The organism is Halostagnicola sp. A-GB9-2 (assembly GCF_030068615.1).
Classification (GTDB): Archaea; Halobacteriota; Halobacteria; order Halobacteriales; family Natrialbaceae; genus Halostagnicola.
Genome location: NZ_JASJOC010000001.1, coordinates 673,376 through 692,063, shown reverse-complemented (window position 1 = coordinate 692,063; position 18,688 = coordinate 673,376). Strand labels below are relative to the sequence as shown.

General features: G+C 61.9%; 16 protein-coding genes and 1 pseudogene. 10 read left to right on the top strand and 7 right to left on the bottom strand.

Annotated elements, in window-relative coordinates; all coding sequences use genetic code 11:
• Positions 1-15 precede the first annotated feature (15 nt).
• Positions 16-546, top strand: coding sequence for an SRPBCC family protein (locus QNM96_RS03455; RefSeq protein WP_283834615.1), 531 nt, complete (start codon positions 16-18; stop codon positions 544-546).
• A gap of 108 nt (positions 547-654) precedes the next feature.
• Positions 655-1,992 carry a Trk system potassium transporter TrkA gene (gene trkA, locus QNM96_RS03450; protein ID WP_283834614.1) on the top strand — a complete coding sequence of 446 codons (1,338 nt, stop codon included), beginning with the start codon at positions 655-657 and terminating at the stop codon, positions 1,990-1,992.
• Between the two features lie 36 nt (positions 1,993-2,028).
• On the opposite strand, the gene QNM96_RS03445 is transcribed toward trkA, so the two are convergent.
• Positions 2,029-3,096, bottom strand: a complete 1,068-nt coding sequence (locus QNM96_RS03445) for a M42 family metallopeptidase (RefSeq protein ID WP_283834613.1) — start codon at positions 3,094-3,096, stop codon at positions 2,029-2,031.
• Between the two features lie 130 nt (positions 3,097-3,226).
• On the opposite strand from QNM96_RS03445, the gene QNM96_RS03440 reads away from it, so the two are divergent.
• Complete coding sequence (locus QNM96_RS03440) at positions 3,227-4,393, top strand: beta-ketoacyl synthase N-terminal-like domain-containing protein (RefSeq protein ID WP_283834612.1); 1,167 nt, start codon at positions 3,227-3,229, stop codon at positions 4,391-4,393.
• A gap of 115 nt (positions 4,394-4,508) precedes the next feature.
• On the top strand, positions 4,509-4,892 hold the full coding sequence (locus QNM96_RS03435; RefSeq protein WP_283834611.1) for an OB-fold domain-containing protein: 384 nt from the start codon (positions 4,509-4,511) through the stop codon (positions 4,890-4,892).
• A gap of 46 nt (positions 4,893-4,938) precedes the next feature.
• Here the strand turns inward: QNM96_RS03435 and QNM96_RS03430 are convergent.
• Positions 4,939-5,283 (bottom strand): annotated as a pseudogene (locus QNM96_RS03430) (M48 family metalloprotease); the annotation flags it as partial.
• Positions 5,284-5,357: 74 nt separating this feature from the next.
• Positions 5,358-6,215 carry an S-methyl-5'-thioadenosine phosphorylase gene (gene mtnP / locus QNM96_RS03425; RefSeq protein WP_283834610.1) on the bottom strand — a complete coding sequence of 286 codons (858 nt, stop codon included), beginning with the start codon at positions 6,213-6,215 and terminating at the stop codon, positions 5,358-5,360.
• 225 nt (positions 6,216-6,440) lie between these two features.
• On the opposite strand from mtnP, the gene QNM96_RS03420 reads away from it, so the two are divergent.
• A complete protein-coding gene (locus QNM96_RS03420; protein WP_283834609.1) occupies positions 6,441-7,931 on the top strand; it encodes an MATE family efflux transporter in 1,491 nt (496 codons plus the stop codon).
• Positions 7,932-7,971: 40 nt separating this feature from the next.
• Here the strand turns inward: QNM96_RS03420 and QNM96_RS03415 are convergent, their stop codons facing one another.
• On the bottom strand, positions 7,972-8,637 hold the full coding sequence (locus QNM96_RS03415) for an HD domain-containing protein (protein ID WP_283834608.1): 666 nt from the start codon (positions 8,635-8,637) through the stop codon (positions 7,972-7,974).
• A gap of 59 nt (positions 8,638-8,696) precedes the next feature.
• Entirely contained in the window at positions 8,697-9,395 is a 699-nt protein-coding gene (locus tag QNM96_RS03410) for a phosphoribosyltransferase (RefSeq protein ID WP_283834607.1), read from the bottom strand.
• A 191-nt stretch (positions 9,396-9,586) separates the two neighbouring features.
• Between QNM96_RS03410 and QNM96_RS03405 the strand changes: the two genes are divergently transcribed.
• The 3 genes from QNM96_RS03405 to QNM96_RS03395 all read left to right on the top strand — a co-directional run bounded on the left by QNM96_RS03405 (position 9,587) and on the right by QNM96_RS03395 (position 12,311).
• A complete protein-coding gene (locus QNM96_RS03405) occupies positions 9,587-10,924 on the top strand; it encodes a S46 family peptidase (RefSeq protein ID WP_283834606.1) in 1,338 nt (445 codons plus the stop codon).
• A gap of 179 nt (positions 10,925-11,103) precedes the next feature.
• The gene (locus tag QNM96_RS03400; RefSeq protein WP_283834605.1) at positions 11,104-11,634 is read left to right on the top strand and encodes a hypothetical protein; all 531 of its coding nucleotides are present in this window, start codon (positions 11,104-11,106) and stop codon (positions 11,632-11,634) included.
• A gap of 338 nt (positions 11,635-11,972) precedes the next feature.
• Positions 11,973-12,311, top strand: a complete 339-nt coding sequence (locus tag QNM96_RS03395; protein WP_283834604.1) for a hypothetical protein — start codon at positions 11,973-11,975, stop codon at positions 12,309-12,311.
• A gap of 254 nt (positions 12,312-12,565) precedes the next feature.
• Here QNM96_RS03395 and QNM96_RS03390 read toward each other — a convergent pair whose 3' ends face one another.
• The gene (locus QNM96_RS03390) at positions 12,566-14,470 is read right to left on the bottom strand and encodes a PQQ-binding-like beta-propeller repeat protein (protein WP_283834603.1); all 1,905 of its coding nucleotides are present in this window, start codon (positions 14,468-14,470) and stop codon (positions 12,566-12,568) included.
• Positions 14,471-14,701: 231 nt separating this feature from the next.
• On the opposite strand from QNM96_RS03390, the gene thiC reads away from it, so the two are divergent.
• Both thiC and QNM96_RS03380 read left to right on the top strand, forming a co-directional pair.
• Entirely contained in the window at positions 14,702-16,198 is a 1,497-nt protein-coding gene (thiC, locus tag QNM96_RS03385) for a phosphomethylpyrimidine synthase ThiC (protein WP_283834602.1), read from the top strand.
• Positions 16,199-16,295: 97 nt separating this feature from the next.
• Positions 16,296-17,207: a PhzF family phenazine biosynthesis protein gene (locus QNM96_RS03380; protein WP_283834601.1), complete on the top strand. Its 912-nt coding sequence runs from the start codon at positions 16,296-16,298 to the stop codon at positions 17,205-17,207.
• 304 nt (positions 17,208-17,511) lie between these two features.
• Here QNM96_RS03380 and QNM96_RS03375 read toward each other — a convergent pair whose 3' ends face one another.
• Positions 17,512-18,678, bottom strand: a complete 1,167-nt coding sequence (locus tag QNM96_RS03375) for a hypothetical protein (protein WP_283834600.1) — start codon at positions 18,676-18,678, stop codon at positions 17,512-17,514.
• Positions 18,679-18,688 lie beyond the last annotated feature (10 nt).

The window sequence follows — 18,688 nt, the reverse complement described above, 5'->3', positions numbered from 1 at the left end:
GGCCATAGTGACACTGTGGACAGGATCCTCCTCAGCACCGTCGTTCACCGTCCGCCCGAGGACGTCTTCCCCTACGTCGTCGCTTTCACCGAGTATCCGCGGTATACGGAACACCTCGAGTCCGTTCGCAAGCGCCGCGAGGGCGACGCGGGCGGCGTCGGCGCGATCTACGACCTTCGGCTCGCCTGGTGGAAACTCGGCTACACCGCCCGCTCGGAGGTCGTCGCCGTCGACAATCCCCACTCCCTCGAATGGGAGCTCCGCAAGGATATCGACGCTCGCGGAACGTGGCGGGTCGAGTCGGAACCCGAAGCCGCTCCCGAGGGCGTCGAAACGGCCAGTCGTATCTACTTCGAGGCGGTGTACGACCCCCACTCGGCGGACGGCAACGCGATCTCGCTCCCCCGATTCGTCTCGCTCGATTGGGTGATCGGCAAGGTGCAGCCGCGACTACTCGAGGAAGCTCGCACAGTCGTCCAGCGACTCGTCACAGATATCGAAGGCGAGCCCCGCGAGGTCGAACTCAGGGTACACGAGACGCCGTGATCGTCCCGGTACGGACCGCTACTTTCTGCCGGAGGAATAACTTCGAGGGATAGAAACGGACTTACACCTTCATCGAATAGCTATTCGCATGTTGCAGGTGGCGCTCACGTGCGGATAATCATCGTCGGCGCAGGTGAGGTCGGCTCGAACATCGCGGCGGGGCTCGCCGACGACCACGACGTCGTCGTCGTCGACAGCGACTCCGAACGTGTCGAATCGATCACGTACTCGCTGGACGTCCTCGCCATCGAAGGCGACGGGACCACGCGAAGCACCCTCGAGGAGGCGGGCATCGAGGACGCGGACATGGTGATCGCGAGTACCGACGGCGACGAGACGAACATCGTCGTCTGCGGTGCGGCGAAAACGGTCGACGATCCGTTCACGATCGCTCGAGTGAAGAACACGACGCTGTTGCGGACCTGGGAACAGGCCGACGGCGCGTTCGGCGTCGACTTCATGGTCTGTACGAACCTCCACACCGCGGAGACGATCGTCAAGATCGCCGGTCTTCCCGGCGCACACGACGTCGACACGTTCGCCGACGGCCTCGTCCAGATGGCGGAGTTCGAGGTCGACCCGGAGAGTCCGATCGCCGGCGAGACCGTCTCGGAAGCCGATCGGTACGAGTCGCTGACGTTCGCCGCAATCTTTCGCGACGACGACGTCGTCATCCCGACGGGGGAGACGGTAATCGAACCCGACGACGCGATCGTCGTCATCGGCTCTTCGGAGAGCGTTCGCGGGTTCGCCAGTTCGCTTACCCCCGCACCGACGCTCGAGGACGCAAACGAGATCGTCATCGTCGGCGGCAGCGAAATCGGCTACCAGACGGCTCGGCTGTTCGAAGAAGAAGGACTGTCCCCTCGTCTGATCGAAGAGGACCACGAACGCGCTCGAGAGCTCGCCGAGTGCCTGCCGGAGACGCTCGTTCTCGAAAGCGACGCGACCGATATCGACTTTCTCGTCCGCGAGCACATCGACGAGTCTGACATCGTCGTCGCGGCCTTAGACAGCGACGAAAAAAACCTGCTCGTCTCGTTGCTCGCGAAACGCATCGGCGTCGAACGAACCGTCGGCGTCGTCGAGTACGGCGAGTACGTCGACCTCTTCGAGACGGTCGGCATCGACGTGGCCGTCAATCCGCGACTCGTCACCTCCGAGGAGATCACGCGCTACACCCGCGAGCAGCGAACCGAAAACGTCGCGATGCTCGAGTCGGACCGCGCCGAAGTGCTCGAGTTCGAAATCGACCACGACAGTCTGCTGTTCGGCAACCGCATTCGAGATGCCATCTCAAAACTCCCGGACGGCGTCGTCATCGGTGCGATCACTCGAGACGGCGAGTTGATCACCCCGCGTGGCGAGACGACCGTGGAGCTCGGCGATCACGTCGTCGTCTTCGTCGAGACTGAGGTCTTGAGCGAAGTCGCGGCGGAACTGTAACCGCGCTCCGTTGGGACTGTTCCTTGCTATCGTCCGTCATAGCGTGTAGTCGTGGGACCCATCTTCGCTCTCGAGGAACGCCGTCAGCAGATCGATCGTCGCGGCGATATCCTCGAGGTGTGCGGTCTCCGTGACGGTGTGGAGGTATCGGGTCGGAATCGAAATCGCGCCGACCGGTTTCGCTCCGGCGCTGAACTGGAAGCCGGCGGTGTCGGTGCCGCCCGCGGGGAGGATCTCGTGTTGATATTCGATTTCTTGATCCTCGGCCACGCTCCGTAATCGGCGGTGGACTTTCGGGTTGGTGATCACGCTCGAGTCCTTGAGTTTGATCGCGGTTCCCTCGCCGAGTTCGGTCACGTGCTCGCCCTCGGAAAACCCGGGAACGTCGTTGGCGACGGTCACGTCGAGAGCGATCGCCAGGTCCGGATCGACGTCGACGCCGAGCGCGCGGGCCCCTCGGAGACCGACCTCCTCCTGGACGGTCGCACAGAAGTGGATCGTCGCTTCCGGATCCTCGATCCGACGCGCCGCCTCGAGCATGGTGAACAGACAGACGCGGTCGTCGAGGGCCTTTCCAGTCACCGTCTCGCCGACGCGTTTGGTTGTCTGCTCCATCGTGACGAGGTCGCCGACTGAAACGCGCTCCTCGAGTTCCTCGGCTCGGAGCCCTGTGTCGACGGCGACGTCGTCGACTTCGGGCGTCTTCTCTCGTTTTTCCTCGTCGAGAGTGTGGGGCGGCGGCGAGCCGATGATTCCTGGAATATCGCCGTCCTCGGCGTGGATCGTGACCCGCTGGGCTTTGAGCACGCGGGCGTCCCACCCCCCGAGCGCGTCGAGTTCGAGGAACCCAAAGTCGCCTTCGCTACCACGAACGTGGCTGACCATAAACCCGATCTCGTCCATGTGAGCGGCGACGGCGACCGAGTGCTCACTCCCACCCTCGAGCGTTCCGACGACGTTTCCCATCGGATCTGTCCGAACCTGATCGACGCTCTCCTCGAGCGCGTCGATGACGTGTGCTCGCACTCTGTCTTCGTACCCCGGCACCGCACTCGTTTCCGTGAGGTCCACTAACTCCTGAATGTCTATCGATTCGCCGTCCATATGGGCAATTGCGTGATTATCGTTGATAAACTCGAGGAACCGTCTCGGCACGATCCGTCAACGGTGTTATTCGTTCGCTATCGGTCGGGTAACCGCGAGATATTAACCCGTCGCTACGGTATGGTGTGCCATGAGCGAGGTACGCGTTGCGGGTGTCGGACTCACGCCGTTCGGGAACGTCCCCGAACGGACGAGCCGGGACCTCTTCGGGCAAGCGAGCATTGATGCGTTCGAGCACAGTGGTGCTCCACGGTCGGACGTCGACGGTGTTCTCTACGGAAACTTCATGGGTGAACTCTCCGAACATCAGGGCCATCAGGGGCCGTTGATGGCCGAAGCGGCGGGGGTTCGGGCTCCGGCGACGCGGTACGAGTCCGCCTGCGCCTCGAGCGGCGTCGCGGTAGCCGACGCCGTCAAGCGGATCCGAAACGGGGAGGACGACGTGCTCCTCGTCGGAGGTGCAGAGCGGATGACGAACCTCGGAACCGCGGGCGCGACCGAGGCGCTCGCCATCGCCGCCGACGACCTCTGGGAGGTTCGGGCGGGGACCACCTTCCCCGGAGCCTACGCGTTGATGGCTCAGGCGTACTTCGAAACGTACGGCGGAGAACACGAAGATCTCGCTCACATCGCCGTCAAGAACCACGACAACGCACTCGAGAACGAGAAAGCCCAGTACCAGCGAGCGATCGACCTCGAGGACGTGCTCGAGGCTCCCCAAGTTTCCTCGCCGTTAGGGCTATACGACTCCTGTCCGATCTCCGACGGAGCGGCGGCGCTCGTGCTCACCAGCGAGTCATACGCCGAGGAACACGACCTCGACGCGCCGGTCGCGATCACCGGCACCGGACAGGGCGGCGATCGAATGGCGCTTCACGACCGCGAGTACCTCGCGCGCTCGCCCGCGGCACGCAAAGCGGGCGAGGAGGCGTACGCTGACGCCGGTATCGACGCGACCGACGCCGATTTCGCGGAGGTCCACGACTGCTTTACGATCGCAGAAGTCCTGGCCATCGAAGCGCTCGACATAGCGCCCGTCGGCGAGGGACTCACCGCGGCTCGAGACGGCCGAACGACGGCCGACGGCGAGACGCCGGTCAACCTCTCGGGCGGACTGAAGGCGAAAGGCCACCCCGTCGGTGCAACGGGTGCCTCACAGATCGCTGAGGTCACGTCCTTGCTCGAGGGCGCACACGTCAACAGCGACGCCGTCGCAGACGCGACGACTGCCCTCGCACACAACGCGGGCGGAACCGTGGCTTCTGCGACGGTTCACGTGTTGGAGGTGGTCGAATGAGCGAGCCTCTACGAGCGAGTTCGATGACGCCAGACCGTTCGTCTGGAGGGAGTCGAATGAGGGAGCCTTGCGAGCGAATTCGATTACGCCAGAGTGAAGCTCTGGAGGTGGTCGAATGAGCGAAGCAAGAGACGCCGGTTTCGACGACTGGCTCGACGCCGCCGAAGAGGATCAGGCGTACTACCTCGAGTGCTCGGAGGGACACGGCTCACTTCCGCCGCGTCGGGTGTGTCCGGAGTGTGGTTCGACCGAACTCGAGCAACCACCCCTTCCCGGTACCGGGACGATCGAGACGTTCACGGTGACCCATGTTCCGACGCCGTCGTTCGAGGAGGACGCGCCGTACGCGACCGCGATCGCGAACTTCGGCCCGGTTCGGCTCACCGGTCAGGTCGCCGGTCTCGACCTCGAGAAGGTCGAAAACGGCCTCGAGGTCGACATCGCGGTCGCCGTTTCGGAAACGACTGGGGATCGAGTGCTGACGTTCGAACCAGTGTAGGCTCGGTCGAGTCGGTGTAATCGCTCCGTTCTTCTCCGCCTCTCTCTTAGCGCGATCTGTGCTCCAGTGTTCGAAGCGACTCGATCCGATCCTCCGTCGGCGGATGCGTGTCGAACAACCAGCGTTCGAGTCGGTGGAGCCACGTTCGAAGCCGCCAGTACAACGGCTCGGTGTCCCCTTCGGGGCCGAGCATAACCTTCTCGAGCGTTCTCGGCTCGAGGAGAAGAATCGAGAGCGACGAGACGCCGGACACCTCTCTGAGATCTTGGGCTGGCGTGTCGGCGATACGCGTGTCCAGTTCCGAGAGCACGCTGGCGAGTACGGCTGGCGACCCGGTTACTTCCGCGGCAGCTTGGTCGGCCGCTCGCTCTCTGGCTCTGGAGAGTCGAGCCGCGGGTCAAAAATAGAGGTGATGCGAACCGATTTCGTCGCGTCCGACGGCCGGCGACGGCGGCTCCCGATCACTTACTCCTCGAGATACTCTCCAGCCAACAGCTCGACGCGCTCGCGAGTCTCCTCGGGAATCGACTCAGCGGGCGTGTTGATCGTTCCCTCCAGCGCCGACCAGGCGTGGCTCTCGAAGTCCTCTGGCATGGTTCGGATGGCGTGTTCGACGACCTCGTTGATCGACTCCTGGTTGGCCTCGGCGTTCTCGAGGACCTCCTCGAGCGTGACCTCACTATCTGTTTTCCAGACGTCGTAGTCGGTGACGCCGGCGACCGTCGCGTAGCTCAGCTCCGCTTCGCGGGCGAGTTTCGCCTCGGGTATCGCCGTCATGCCGATGATGTCCCAGCCTTGCTCGCGGTAGAATTCGCTTTCTGCTTTCGTCGAGTACTGCGGGCCCTCGATACAGACGTAGGTGCCGTTTTCGGCGGTGGTCGCATCCGTCGCCTCCCGCGCGGATTCGGCGAGGTGAGCGACCATCTCCGGGCAGTACGGCTGTGCGAATCCCATGTGGACGACCATCCCGTCGCCGAAGAACGTCGGAGTGCGGTGTTTCGTCCGGTCGAAAATCTGGTCCGGGACGACCAGCGTCTGGGGCGGGAGGTCCTCACGGAGGCTCCCGACGGCGTTCGTGGCGATGACGCGGTCGACACCGACGGATTTGAGCGCGTAGATGTTCGCCCGGTACTCCGCATCCGTCGGCGTATGTTGGTGGTCGGTTCCGTGTCGCGGAAGGAACGCAACCTCCTTCCCGCCGAGTTCGCCCAGGGTGATGTCGTCGCTCGGTTCGCCGTAGGGCGTCGAGACCGATTCCGTTCGGGTGTTCTCGAGTGGCAGTGCTTCGTAGATTCCGCTGCCGCCGATAACGCCGATTGTCATGACACAGAGTGGGGAGGCAACTGACAAAACGATACGGGTTGGGTGTCCGGCGATTTACGACCTCACTGATATCGACGGGCCTCGGACCGATATCGACGGACCTCTGAGAAAATTGCCTTCGCAGTGTGATCGTCCGCGTTTTGGCGGTGAGACCCAATCCTGCCATGTGGAATGTTGCCAATGGCTACGAGCACTCATATAGATGGCATGCTATTTCGAATCGTAATGCCCTCCGAACACACCTCGAGTGAGAGCGATCTCACGGACGGATCGCTCGTCCGGCCCATGTTCCTGTTGGCGTGGCCGCTCGTGGTTATTCAGCTCCTGCAGGTCGCCTACAACGTCGGCGACACGTTCTGGCTGGGAGCGCTCTCGCCCGACGCCGTCGGCGCGTTGAGCCTCGCCTTTCCGCTGATTTTCTTTTTAATTTCGATCGGCGGGGGCTTTACCGCCGCGGGGGCGATTCTGATTGCTCAGCACACCGGAGCGGACAGCGGCAAGGGCGGGTTGATCGCCGGCCAGACCGTCTCGTTCATCACGCTCGTCGCGATCGGAATCGGCATAATCGGCTTTTTCGCCACGGACTCGATGCTCGCGATGTTGCCCGCCGACGCGGAAACGGAAGCCGCGATCATCCCGCTCGCTTCGGAGTACATGCGGGTGTTCTTTCTCGGGATGCCGTTCCTGTTCGGCTTCTTTATCTTCGTTTCGCTGATGCGCGGCTACGGCAACACCCGCGCGCCGATGGTCGTGATGTTCGTCAGCGTCATTTTCAATCTCGTCATCGATCCCGTGTTGATCTTCGGCGTCGGTCCGTTTCCGCGCCTCGAGATACAGGGCGCGGCGGTCGCGACCGTGCTCTCGAGAGGGTTGGCCACGGCGATCGGGTTCTACGTCCTGTTCTATACGGACGTCGGCCCGAAGATCGAGGCGGAGCACCTGATCCCGCGGCCGAAGTACGTCTCCAAGATCACGAGGTTGGGCGTCCCGACGGCACTCGAGCAGTCGATGAGTTCGCTCGCGATGATCGCGATGACGGCGATGGTCGCGACGTTTCCGCCGGCGGTCGTAGCAGCCTACGGACTGGGGAACCGCCTCATCTCGCTGGCGTTTCTCCCGGCGCTGGGGATGAGTCAGGCGACGGATACCATTGTCGGCCAGAACCTCGGTGCCGACAAGCCCGAGCGCGCGGAGCGGGCAACCTGGCTCGCGACGGGGGTGATCGCCGCGGTGATGGCAGTTGCCGGAGCGATCGCGTTCCTGTTCCCCGAACCGATCGTCTCGGTGTTCCTCACCGCGGAGGTCGACGGACGGGCGGAGACCCTCGCCTACGGGACGACCTACCTACAGATCGCCGCGTTGATGTTCGTCTTCATGGGCGTCATGCAGGTCTTCCTGGGTGCGTTCCGCGGCGCGGGCAACACGAAAACCGCGCTGGTCTTTTCGGTGGTGGCGCTCTGGTTCGGCCGCGTACTCGTTACGGTCTACCTGCTGTTCGTCGCCGACTGGGGAACGACCGGCATCTGGGTGGGCGTCCTCGTCGGTGACGTCATCGGCGCGATCGCCGCCGGCGCGTGGTTCACTCGAGGCACGTGGAAGAACGCGATCGTCGACGACGAGGATGGCGAGGATACAACGACCGATGAAGACGACGACCGGGACGACCCGCCGCGGGAAGGACCCGAACCCGTTCCGACACCCGCAGCTGAAAAATGAGCGGGAGGCACGCAGGACGCCGAACAGCCCCTCGTCGCCGTTACCGCCGTCGTTCTCTCGCCGCTTCGTAGCTCTCTCGAGCCCGCTCGAGGAGACGCCGTCCGATCTCGGTTCGGATCCGCGGCGTCGCGGTCGCGAAGAACTCGTCGAGCGCCTCGTACTCCGCGAACTGCTCGTCGTGAGTGGAATCGTCCGCAGTATCGTATCGCTCCTCACGCTCGTAGTAGACCGCCTGAAAACACATGTCCACGAGGTCCATGTCCTTGACGAACCGGGCCGTCGGTGACGCTCGAGTCTCGTACTCGTCCCAGATCGCCCGGAGGTCGCCGTCCTCGTCGAACGGCTCGAACAGATCGGTTATCGCGGCCTCCTCGAGTTGTTCTTTCTCTCCGGGATCGACGGTGTCAGCGGTCGAGTCAGCTCGCGTCGCGAAATCCCCTGTTTCGGCTTCGGCGAGATCGTGGACGACGGCCATTCGGAGCGCACGATCCGGATCGACGCCCGCGGGTGCGTCGTCGTGGTCCGCGTAGAGTAGACAAAAAAGCGCGACACCCCACGTGTGCCCGGCGACGGATTCGGGGTTGTCGACGCCGCGAAGCTGCCAGCCCGTTCGTCCCTCGTCTTTCAACAAAAACGCGCGAAGAATCGTCTCGAGCTGGTCGTCGACATCGTTCTCGGTATTCGGCTCGTTCTCGGGGTCTGTCATGGTAGTGCTTGATGAAACGAAGCGTATAGGAACGGAAACGAGGCGTATCGGAAAGACGGTTACTCCTCGAGCAGTTTCCAGTGGCCTGGCGCGGTCATCTCGAGGAGGTCGCGCCGTTCCATTTCGGTCAGGACCTCGCTCAGCCGGTTCGGCTGGGCGATTTCCATCTCGATCCGTTCGACTTCGTGGAAGTGGTTGAGATAGTGGCGAACGTCGTCTTTCGTGTAGGACTCCTGATCCGCCTTCTCCATCGCGCTCGTGATCAGGTCGACCATGTCCTCGATGAAGTTCCACGGGTAGACGACCCAGGTCCACTCCTCGAGTCGCTCGCCGACATAGTCGGGTTCGAACTCGCTGGTGCCGAGCAGTTGGAGCGTTGCGGTCCGAACCGAGCCCGCGTCGCGGTCCGTGACGTACTCCTCAGCTCGTTTGATCGAGCCGCCGGTGTCGGCGATATCGTCGATGATGAGAACGTCCTTGCCCTCGACGCTTCCCTCGGGCATCGGATACCGGACCGTCGGCTCGCCGGTCTTCTCGGCGGTGCCGACGTAGTGTTCCATCTTCAGACTCGTCAGGTCGTCCATTCCCAGGAAATCGCAGACGCACCGCCCCGCGAACCAGCCGCCTCGAGCGAGCGCGACGATCACGTCCGGTTCGAACTCGTCGTGACGAACCTCGTCGCTGACGTCCCGACACAGGCTGTAGATGTAGTCCCAGTTCGTGACTGTACACTTGAAGTCGTCCGGCAAGTCGGACATTCTCTTGACTCCTCCTGCCCGATGAGAGGAAGTGCGACCCCTTAAGTGAGGTGAAACTGGCGACGAACGGCCGTGCGTGTTCAGCATTCAAATTTGATCGATAACCGTTGATTGAAGGTGTAATCTCCGCCAAACAATTATGTTCCTATGGATCTAACTGTTGGTTATTACGGAGCGTGTGAACTGAACCCATGCCAACAACGCGAGACTACGAGTACCTCCTCGAGTGCGAGAACGTGATCGGCGTCGACTACGACGAGCGAGCGGACAGCGTGACGGTGTACGTTTCACAGAAGGTTCCGCCCGACGAACTCGATCCCGAAGACGAGGTGAAGACTCGCATCAAAGACATCGACGGCGTCGACATCAACGTCGAGGTCGTCGACTGTGGGTACGGCGAGGAAAGAACCGGCTTCGACGCGCTGTCGGTCCTCGAGCCGAAACCTGATGCCGCAGAGGACAGACAGGACCGCCACCGACCGGTGCCCGCGGGCGTCAGCGAGATCAATGCCGAATCCTCCGCGGCGACGGCGGGTCCGTACCCCGCCCGGGTCGAGGACACGTCGGCGGCGACCTGGAGCGACGACGCCGAGGACGGCGACCTCGTGCGGCTTTCGAATAACCACGTCTACGCCCGCTCGAACGCCGCGGAACTCGGCGAACCGATCGTTCAGCCCTCGCCGCAGGACGGCGGTGAACTGGACGAGGACGAAATCGGCGAACTACTGGGCTACGTGCCAATCGACGACGGCGTGCTCGTCGACGTCGCCGCGCGGTCGGTAAATCGCGACGACGAGTCGACAACCGCGTTCGAACTCGAGGAGTCGTGGCCGACGGCCATCCGACGCGGGGACTACGACGACCTCCAGGGAGAGACGCTGACCAAGAGCGGCCGAACGACGGGCGTCACGAGCGCCGAACTCGAGTCGACGAACGCGAGCGTCCGGGTGAACTTCGGCGGCGAACACGGCCCCGTCCTGTTCAGGGATCAGCTCATCGCGGGCTACATGTCCGAGGGTGGAGACAGCGGCTCAGCTGTCTTTTCCGCCGACGGCGAACTCGTCGGCTTGCTCTTTGGCGGTTCGTCACAGCAGACGATCTTGAACAAGATCAACAACGTCGAGGCCGAATTCGGCGTCGAGTTGCTCACCGACGAGCCAGAATCGGACGGTGAAAGTGACGGCAACGGCGACCTCGTTGACGAGGAGATCCCGATATACACGACATCCTTCGACCGAACCCTCGAGTTCGAGTTCGTCGACGCCGAACTCGAGCCCATCGCGATTACGCTCGACGAACCCCCTCGTTCGGGCGAGTCCGTCCCCGTCACGGTTACCGTCCTCGCGACCGACGCCGGGGAGTACTGGCTCGAGGTCAACGACGACCGCCAGACGTTCTCGATAGAGGACCTCGAGGGGGCGACGAACGAAGCGATTGAGGGGGAGGTGACGGCGACGGTGTCGGTTCCCGCCGACGAGGGTGAAGGGCTGGACATTCAGTTGCAGGGCGGTCGCGTCCGTCGTTCGTAGGGCGGGAAGACCGCGTGTTGAACAGGAGGTTGCGCCCGCTCTACCGTCTACGGCATCAGTGTCTGGTCGATTGGCTCTTTCCAGTGGTAGGAGCAAACAGAGGCCCAACTGCTCCAGTAAATTCTATCCAATATAAACTCGGCAAAATAGATATATGAGCTGATTAGCTACTTGTGTCTATGCCCTCCAGACGAACGTTCCTTGCTGGCGCAACAGGGGTCTCCCTCACAGTTGCTGGTTGTCTTGACCGTCTTCCGTCTTCGCAAGGTCTCCGTGGATTGACGACACAGGAGCCTATTTTTGCTGATGAAGAAGATCGGTGGGACGATTCACAGTTCGAAGCAGCCGTATTTTCAACACCTGATGAGGCAAGAAATGCGCTGAACACCGACATCGAACCATACGAACATAAAATAGAAGAGTACCTGGATTTCGATTCGGACAGCGAATTTCTCGCAATATGCGCATCAACGGTGGAGTTTACCCCACAGGGGAATCTCAAGGGCTGGTGCCCGCGACGCGAGATCGATGGAGACCGGTTCGTCTTTCGTTTTCCATTCGAAGAGTGGCCGGACGAACTCAGTGACCCCTACGAAAACAGAGTCATCATGAACGTGTGGCATCGGAGAATGACTAGTCCTCCGACACGCGCGACAGTTGAGTTACAGTTCCTCGAGGGTGATGGGGACGCTCGTGTGTGTTCTGATTGAAGGCGAACCTAGTGCCAATTCGTTTTCGTCGACATCTATTCTCGTCTCGAGACAACATTATTCCTGCTCGAAAACAATAGTTATATGACAATACAGGATGCAACAGCAAATGGAAGCCACACACTCCGCGCACGGGGGCGTTCGTATTTGAAATGCCCCGGGTGGTAGTGACACCCGAGACGTGGCTTCCAATCGCGCATTGGATCGGTTGCCATGATTGGATTACTTCTCCGCGGGCTTAAACATCCCGTCCGACAGACGAATCGAAGTCAACTATCGCTCGCTGGCGCATACGCGCTGTCAGTTACGACTCACGCGCTTGGAGGTGAGTACAAGCGATGACCCCGCCGACGGACGATTTGGTCGTGGATATCGTTCGGACCCTCGAGAAGCAGGGAATCCCTCGAGATTCCTACCAACTCGCCAGCGAGTTCGATCCCGAGGCACTCGCCCGATTGATCGAATCGGGTGGAAGTGCGGTCGAGGTCCGCCTCGAGGTTCATGGCGTCTCGCTCGTCGTGACGAATCTGGGTGCTCGAGTCACCGACGAGGTGCCGTCGGCACATCCCGAGTGTCCCCAGTGTGGGCTCCCGGTCACCGCGGTCGTTCAACTCGTTCCGACCCACCACAACGCGTACCCCTGTGGGTGTCGGGTTAGGGAGGATCTGCTCGAGTAATTGGGGTTTGCTCGAGTAAGACTCGAGACGCGGACCACCGTCGGTACCAGTAGAACGTAGCACGGTTTCCGTATGCAGTTTTGAGAATGAAAATCGCGATCAGTACAGATAGATGATGGAACGCAATGACCGAGTATTTACCTAAACTTTGTCAATAACTGGATGGGAGAGACCCGAATACAGTGACCGAGGCGAGAATGTGGTCGACGAGTTCGGCAGTTGTCGGCAGCTCAGTTCGCCGGCCTCGAGAGCCCTTACTCGGTCGATTCCTCGACGCCGATCGACTCGTCCGTGCTGGCCTTACGGCGGAGCCACTCGAGGCCGAGGGCACCGCTGACGACGCCAGCGCCGGTCGTGAAGCCGGGCATATTGTCGTCGTCCTCTCCGGATTCGGTCGGATCATCATCCGATTCGTTGCCGTCGTCCTCTCCGGGTTCGGTCACATCATCATCCGATTCGGAACCGCCATCCCCGCCGGTTCCGCCGTCGTCTTCGTCCCCGTTGTCCGGACCATTTTCACCGTCGCTACCGTTTCCACCGTCACTGCTATCGGTGTCCGAACTACTCTCTTCGTCATCGGTTCCGTCTCCATCGCCGGTCCCGCTGTCATCACCGTCTTTGCAGTCACAGTTAGACTCCTTGTCGTCATCGCCGTCTGAATCATCACCATCGTCTGAATCGTTACCGTCGTCCGGCTTGCCTTCGCCGTCTGAATCGTCATCGTCGTTCGGCTCGCCTTCGCCATCTGAATCGTCACCATCGTCCGGCTCGTCTTCGCCATCTGAATCGTCACCATCGTCCGGCTCGCCTTCGCCATCTGAATCGTCATCGTCGTCCGGGTCGTCATCGTCGTCCTGATCAGCGTCTGACGCGCGCAGCGCGACCAGGTCGCTATCCTCGTGGAGGTCGCTATGCTCGAGGATGTAGATCGTCCGTTCGTCGACGGCGACGAGCGAACCGAGGGGAGACTCGAGGCTCCATTGTTCGGTTCCGTCCTCGAGGTCCAACCCGAGGATCGTTTCGGGATCGAAACTACTCCGAGTAGCGATTACGGTATCGCCGGCAATGAGACATCTTCCGAAAGTGAACCAGCTGTACTCCCTCTCGCTGTGCGACCAGCGCTCGCCGGCACCGTACTCGTATCCGGTGAGTCTATGTACCCCGATCGTGACACAGTGTTCGGGTGCTGCAACTATATCGAGCATGTTGGTGTACGCCTCTTCCGAAAAACTCAACTCGCCCGTTTTCGGATCGTGGTGGTACACCTTGTCGACGTCATCGGCGATCATGTGGTGGTGGGTGAAGACGCGGTCCGATGTCACGACGATGGTCGAAATGGGTCGAATGGGGTCGATAGCCTCGAGAACCCACGCGTCGTCGCCGGTCTCCCCCTCGAGCGCAGCGATTCCGCCGAGGTCGCCCGTCTCCGTCATTGCGTAGACGAAGCCGTGGCCGGCGGCGACCGGTTCGGCCTGGAACGGTCGCGGCTGGGGATCGCCGTCCGCCTCGTCGGCCGACTCCACGTCGACGTCGTCTCGATGCCACCGAGTCGAACCGTCGTCGGCCTCGAGCGCGTAGAGGCTTCCGCCGGCGACGACGTAAACCGCTCCGTACGCGGCCGTTGGATTGGTGATCTCTGAGTCCCCCGCGTCGAACTCACGTTCCCACTCTACCGTGCCGTCCGCGGCATCGAGCGCAGTCACGTGGTTCTCCCCGCTGAGATAAATCGTTCCGCCAAGTACGGTCGGTCGACTACTCATCTCGACGTCCGTCCGCCACGCGACCGTTCCTTCGTCAGCCTCGAGCGCGTGGAGTTCGCCGTCGTCCGTCCCGACGTAGGCCATCCCGTCGACGACGGCGATATTCAACTTCTCTGTATCATCGTGTGATTTGCTGTCTGGAAGCGCGGCCTCGTCGTACCGCCAGGCTTCGGTGTCCGGTTTCGGGAACTCGCCCTCGAGGGGCAGGTACCGAGAGTTCCCCGCGTTTCCGAGAGCCGAGGACCAGCCCGGCGGATCGCCGACTGCGACCGAACTCGAGGAGGTCCCCACCGACTCCGTCGCCCCGTTCGCGGCCGTCGAACCGGCCGATGCGAGCGCGCCGCCGGTCGACAGTGCTGCACAGGTCGCCAGTATAGATCGTCGTTTCCACGTTGTCACACCAGTCAAGAGCGGAACTAGTCATATCATTATCCAGTTAGTAGTCTGTTGTTTCTTTTTCCACAACTGTTTCACACCGACTGGGACCTGAACTGATACGAGCGCTCTTAGCCCGTCTCGATGCATCAGCCGAATCTGAGAGATTTGCCCCATTCGCAGCTGTGCGTTCCACTCAAACGGTACGCAACCGCCACACCAGATTTATAATCTAGTAATATAACCTAGTTATCGATGACGACGACCCAGATTCAGGCCGCCCGCAACGGCACGATAACACCCGCGATGAGACGCATCGCCGAGCGAGAGAACCGCGATCCCGAGTTCGTTCGAGAGCAGGTCGCCGAGGGACAGGCCGTGATCCCGGCGAACGTCAACCACGAGACGCTCGATCCGATGATCATCGGCCGCGAGTTCTCGACGAAGGTCAACGCGAACATCGGCAACAGCGAGACCACGAGCGATCTCGAGGAGGAACTCGAGAAGCTCCACGCGGCCGTCCACCACGGAGCGGACACGGTGATGGATCTCGGAACTGGTTCCGATCTCGACCGAATCCGCGAGGCGAACGTCGAACACTCGCCGGTGCCGATCGGGACAGTGCCCCTCTACGAGGCCGTCAAACGCGCCGGCAGTCCCGAGGAACTGACGCCGGAACTTCTCCTCGAGGTGATCGAAAAGCAGGCCGAACAGGGCGTCGACTACATGACGATCCACGCCGGCATCCTCGCCGAGCACCTGCCGCTGACCGAGGGGCGAAAAACGGGGATCGTCTCCCGTGGCGGCTCGATCATGGCCAAGTGGATGGAAGACCGCGGCGAGCAGAACCCTCTGTTTCAGGTCTACGACGAAATTTGTGAGATTTTCCTCGAGCACGACGTCACCTTCAGCCTCGGCGATAGCCTCCGGCCGGGATGTATCGCCGACGCTTGCGACGAGGCCCAGTACGCCGAACTCGACACGCTGGGCGAACTGACGCGACGCGCCTGGGATCACGGCGTGCAGGTGATGGTCGAAGGACCGGGACACGTCCCGATGAACAAAATCGCGGAGAACGTCGAGCGCCAGCAGGACGTTTGTGACGGCGCGCCGTTTTACGTCCTCGGGCCGCTGGTGACCGACATCGCGCCCGGCTACGATCACATCACGAGCGCGATCGGTGCCGCGATGGCCGCACAGGAGGGCGCGGCGATGCTCTGTTATGTAACTCCTAAAGAACATCTCGGGCTCCCCGACGAGGAGGACGTCCGAGACGGCCTCGCGGCCTACCGGATCGCCGCCCATGCGGGCGACGTCGGGAACGACCGACCGGGCGCTCGAGATTGGGACGACGCCCTTTCCGAAGCCCGATACGCCTTCGACTGGCGCGAACAGTTCTCACTTGCGCTCGACCCCGAACGCGCGCAGTCTGCTCACGACCAGACGCTTCCCGAGGACAACTACAAGGAAGCTCGCTTCTGTTCGATGTGCGGCGTCGACTTCTGTTCGATGCGGATCGATCAAGATGCGCGCGAGGATGGTGAGATGAAGGACCTCGAGCGAAACACCGACCTCGAGAACTCCCCGGCCGCGGAGGTAAACCTGCCGCCGGTCGGAACCCACGATGCCGAGGCCGTAGAGCGATTCGAAGCAGATGCAGAGAGCGTGACGGCGACCGACGGCGGCGAACTCGAGTCTCGCCGGACGGACTCGACCACCGGGGGTCGGGGTCGGACATCGTCGGAAGAGTAACTGCTTCCTCGGGAGTAACCGCTTCCACCGATCGTCGCGCGTGCCACCTCCCCACGCCGTCGTCACGACTATTGCCCCCTGTCACGTTGGCCCCGGCATGAACGACGAGGCGCGGACGGTCAACGTCTATCAGGTCGACGCCTTCACCGACGAACCGCTCACCGGCAACCCCGCTGGCGTGATCCCCAACACGAACGGGCTCTCCGACGACCAGATGCAGTCGATCGCCGCCGAAATGGCCGTCAGCGAGACGGCTTTTCTCACCGAAAGCGACGACGCCGACTACCGAATCCGCTACTTCACCCCGACTCAGGAGGTCGACCTCTGCGGGCACGCGACCATCGGCACATTGGGCCACCTTCACGAGAATGGCGTTCTCGAGCACGGAACGACGACCCTCGAGACGAACGTGGGCGTCCTCGAGATGGAGATCGAACCCGACGGCACGGTCTGGATGACTCAGGACGAGCCGACGATCCGGGAGGTTGACGTGGGCTATGACCGCATCGCAGACGCGCTGGGCGTCGAGCAGACAGGCCTCGAAGGGGCCAGCGCGGACCTTCCTCTGGCGGTCGCCTCGACCGGTCTTCCGTTTCTCGCGGTTCCTACCACCTACCTTTCGGATCTTAGCGGTGTAGAGCCGGATATGGCGAAAATAGAGGCGCTCACCGACGAGGTTGAGGCGACGGGTGTTTACCTGTTCACCTTCGACACGCTCGAGAGCGAATCGACCCTCCACGGGCGTATGTTCGCGCCGGGAGCGGGCGTTCCCGAAGATCCCGTCACGGGAACCGCGAGCGGGGCCGTCGGTGCGTACCTCGCGGAGTACGAAGCGCTTGATCCGTTCCCCGACGAGTGCGTGTTCGAACAGGGTCATTTCGTCGATCGCGCGGGAACCGTCGGCGTCCGCGTGGACGACTCTGTGCAGGTGGGGGGTGAGGCGGTGACGATCCTCGAGGGAACGCTCGCGGTTCCCCCCACAAAAGACGACGACATTCTCGAGGCCTGAGTATCGCGGAGAGTCGACGAGAAGAGTGTCACTTGTTCGTCGGAGCGAGTCGATTCAGTTCGAATCGATTCCGTCGAAATCTATTTTGATCCGTCCGGAACGTTGCTGATTCACGCGGGACGATGCTTATTTGCCCGGCTCGTATCCGAAAGTACTGAACCGTTGTCATACGGTCTGTTGTAACGATTTACCGGTGGTGAGTCGAACCGTGTGAGACGAGCCTCGGTGGAGGAGCGAAGCGAGTCAACCGTTGCAACCACAGGGCGGTCGCGGTTGTACCGGCAATGACTGACAGCAGTCCGTATCAGGCGAGCGGGTCCTCCGCGTCCGACGATTGATCGTCTTCGTCGGTGTCGTCCGTTTCGGATCGAGCAACACTGTCTGTTGATGATTCCGTGGACGAACGTTCGTGGTCGGTCGGTGACTGATCTGGTTGGGACGGCGTCGTTGATTGCCCCGAAACTTGGTCGGCTTCCGAATCCTCGGGGGTCGAGAATTCGAATCCCGAGTCCGGCGACTCGCTCGAGGAAGACCGGGTACCCCTGTCTTCGAGCGCTCGGTTGTTGTCGGCGGGTTGGTTGTCTTCGCCCAATTGATTGTTTCCGGCCGATCGAGGTTGTGGCCGCGCGGTCGATTCCGTCTGTTCCTCGCTTGTCGATCGCTCGGTACCTCGTGTCGTTGGCTGGGTTGCCTCGGGGGTACTCGAGGCTGATTCCGAACTAGTCGTTTGTGATTGGGAACCAGTTGTCTGCGATTGCGTCCCGGCCGTCTGCGATTGAGTTCCAGTCGTCCGTCGCTGGGTATCTGTCGCCTGTGTCTGGCGCTCGGACGACTGCCCCGACTGTCCCGAATCGTCGTCTCGAGGGTTCTCATCGTCGGTTCGCGCCGCCTGCTGGTCGGCCGCCGATGCCTGTTCCTCGGCCCGCGTTTGGGTTGTGGCCTCCGACTCGGTAGCGGTCCGTTCGGACGACCGGTCCGACGAGGGGGTCGCCTGCTGAGTACCAACCGACTCCGTTCGCTGGTCGATTTCCGACTCGAGGACCTCGCGTTCGTCGAACGCGGCGGCGTGTTCGGAGCGCTTGAGCTCCTGGACGCTTCGACGAGTTTCCGCGACGTCCTCTTCCATCTCCGCTAACCGCTCGTCGAGCGCTTCGACGACCTCGCTCTTGAGACGACCGTGGTCGAAGCGCTTGGCCGCGGCTCTGCCGGACGCTCGAGGGAGCGACCAGAAGAGCGCGTACGTCTTGCCGATCTGCCAGACGAGAAAGCCGAGAGCCGCGAGTGCGAGCGTAATCACCGGATTCGCACTTTCGACCGCAGTTTGGACGTTTCCGTCGATAAGCAACGTTTCGATCGATCCCCAAAATCCCAGCACGAATCCGAAGACGGCTATGGCGGTTCCAAAGAGCATCGCTCCGGCCGTGATCAGCCGGTTGAACAGCGTCCACTTGGCGGCGTTAGAGAGGTCCATACGGTGAACA

Coding starts and splice junctions, on each gene's coding strand:
- QNM96_RS03410 (WP_283834607.1), bottom strand. CDS start 9,395: ATGTCCGACTTGCCGGACGACTTCAAGTGTACAGTCACGAACTGGGAC.
- QNM96_RS03435 (WP_283834611.1), top strand. CDS start 4,509: ATGAGCGAAGCAAGAGACGCCGGTTTCGACGACTGGCTCGACGCCGCC.
- QNM96_RS03405 (WP_283834606.1), top strand. CDS start 9,587: ATGCCAACAACGCGAGACTACGAGTACCTCCTCGAGTGCGAGAACGTG.
- QNM96_RS03445 (WP_283834613.1), bottom strand. CDS start 3,096: ATGGACGGCGAATCGATAGACATTCAGGAGTTAGTGGACCTCACGGAA.
- QNM96_RS03395 (WP_283834604.1), top strand. CDS start 11,973: ATGACCCCGCCGACGGACGATTTGGTCGTGGATATCGTTCGGACCCTC.
- QNM96_RS03415 (WP_283834608.1), bottom strand. CDS start 8,637: ATGACAGACCCCGAGAACGAGCCGAATACCGAGAACGATGTCGACGAC.
- QNM96_RS03380 (WP_283834601.1), top strand. CDS start 16,296: ATGAACGACGAGGCGCGGACGGTCAACGTCTATCAGGTCGACGCCTTC.
- QNM96_RS03420 (WP_283834609.1), top strand. CDS start 6,441: ATGCCCTCCGAACACACCTCGAGTGAGAGCGATCTCACGGACGGATCG.
- thiC (WP_283834602.1), top strand. CDS start 14,702: ATGACGACGACCCAGATTCAGGCCGCCCGCAACGGCACGATAACACCC.
- QNM96_RS03400 (WP_283834605.1), top strand. CDS start 11,104: ATGCCCTCCAGACGAACGTTCCTTGCTGGCGCAACAGGGGTCTCCCTC.
- QNM96_RS03375 (WP_283834600.1), bottom strand. CDS start 18,678: ATGGACCTCTCTAACGCCGCCAAGTGGACGCTGTTCAACCGGCTGATC.
- mtnP (WP_283834610.1), bottom strand. CDS start 6,215: ATGACAATCGGCGTTATCGGCGGCAGCGGAATCTACGAAGCACTGCCA.
- QNM96_RS03440 (WP_283834612.1), top strand. CDS start 3,227: ATGAGCGAGGTACGCGTTGCGGGTGTCGGACTCACGCCGTTCGGGAAC.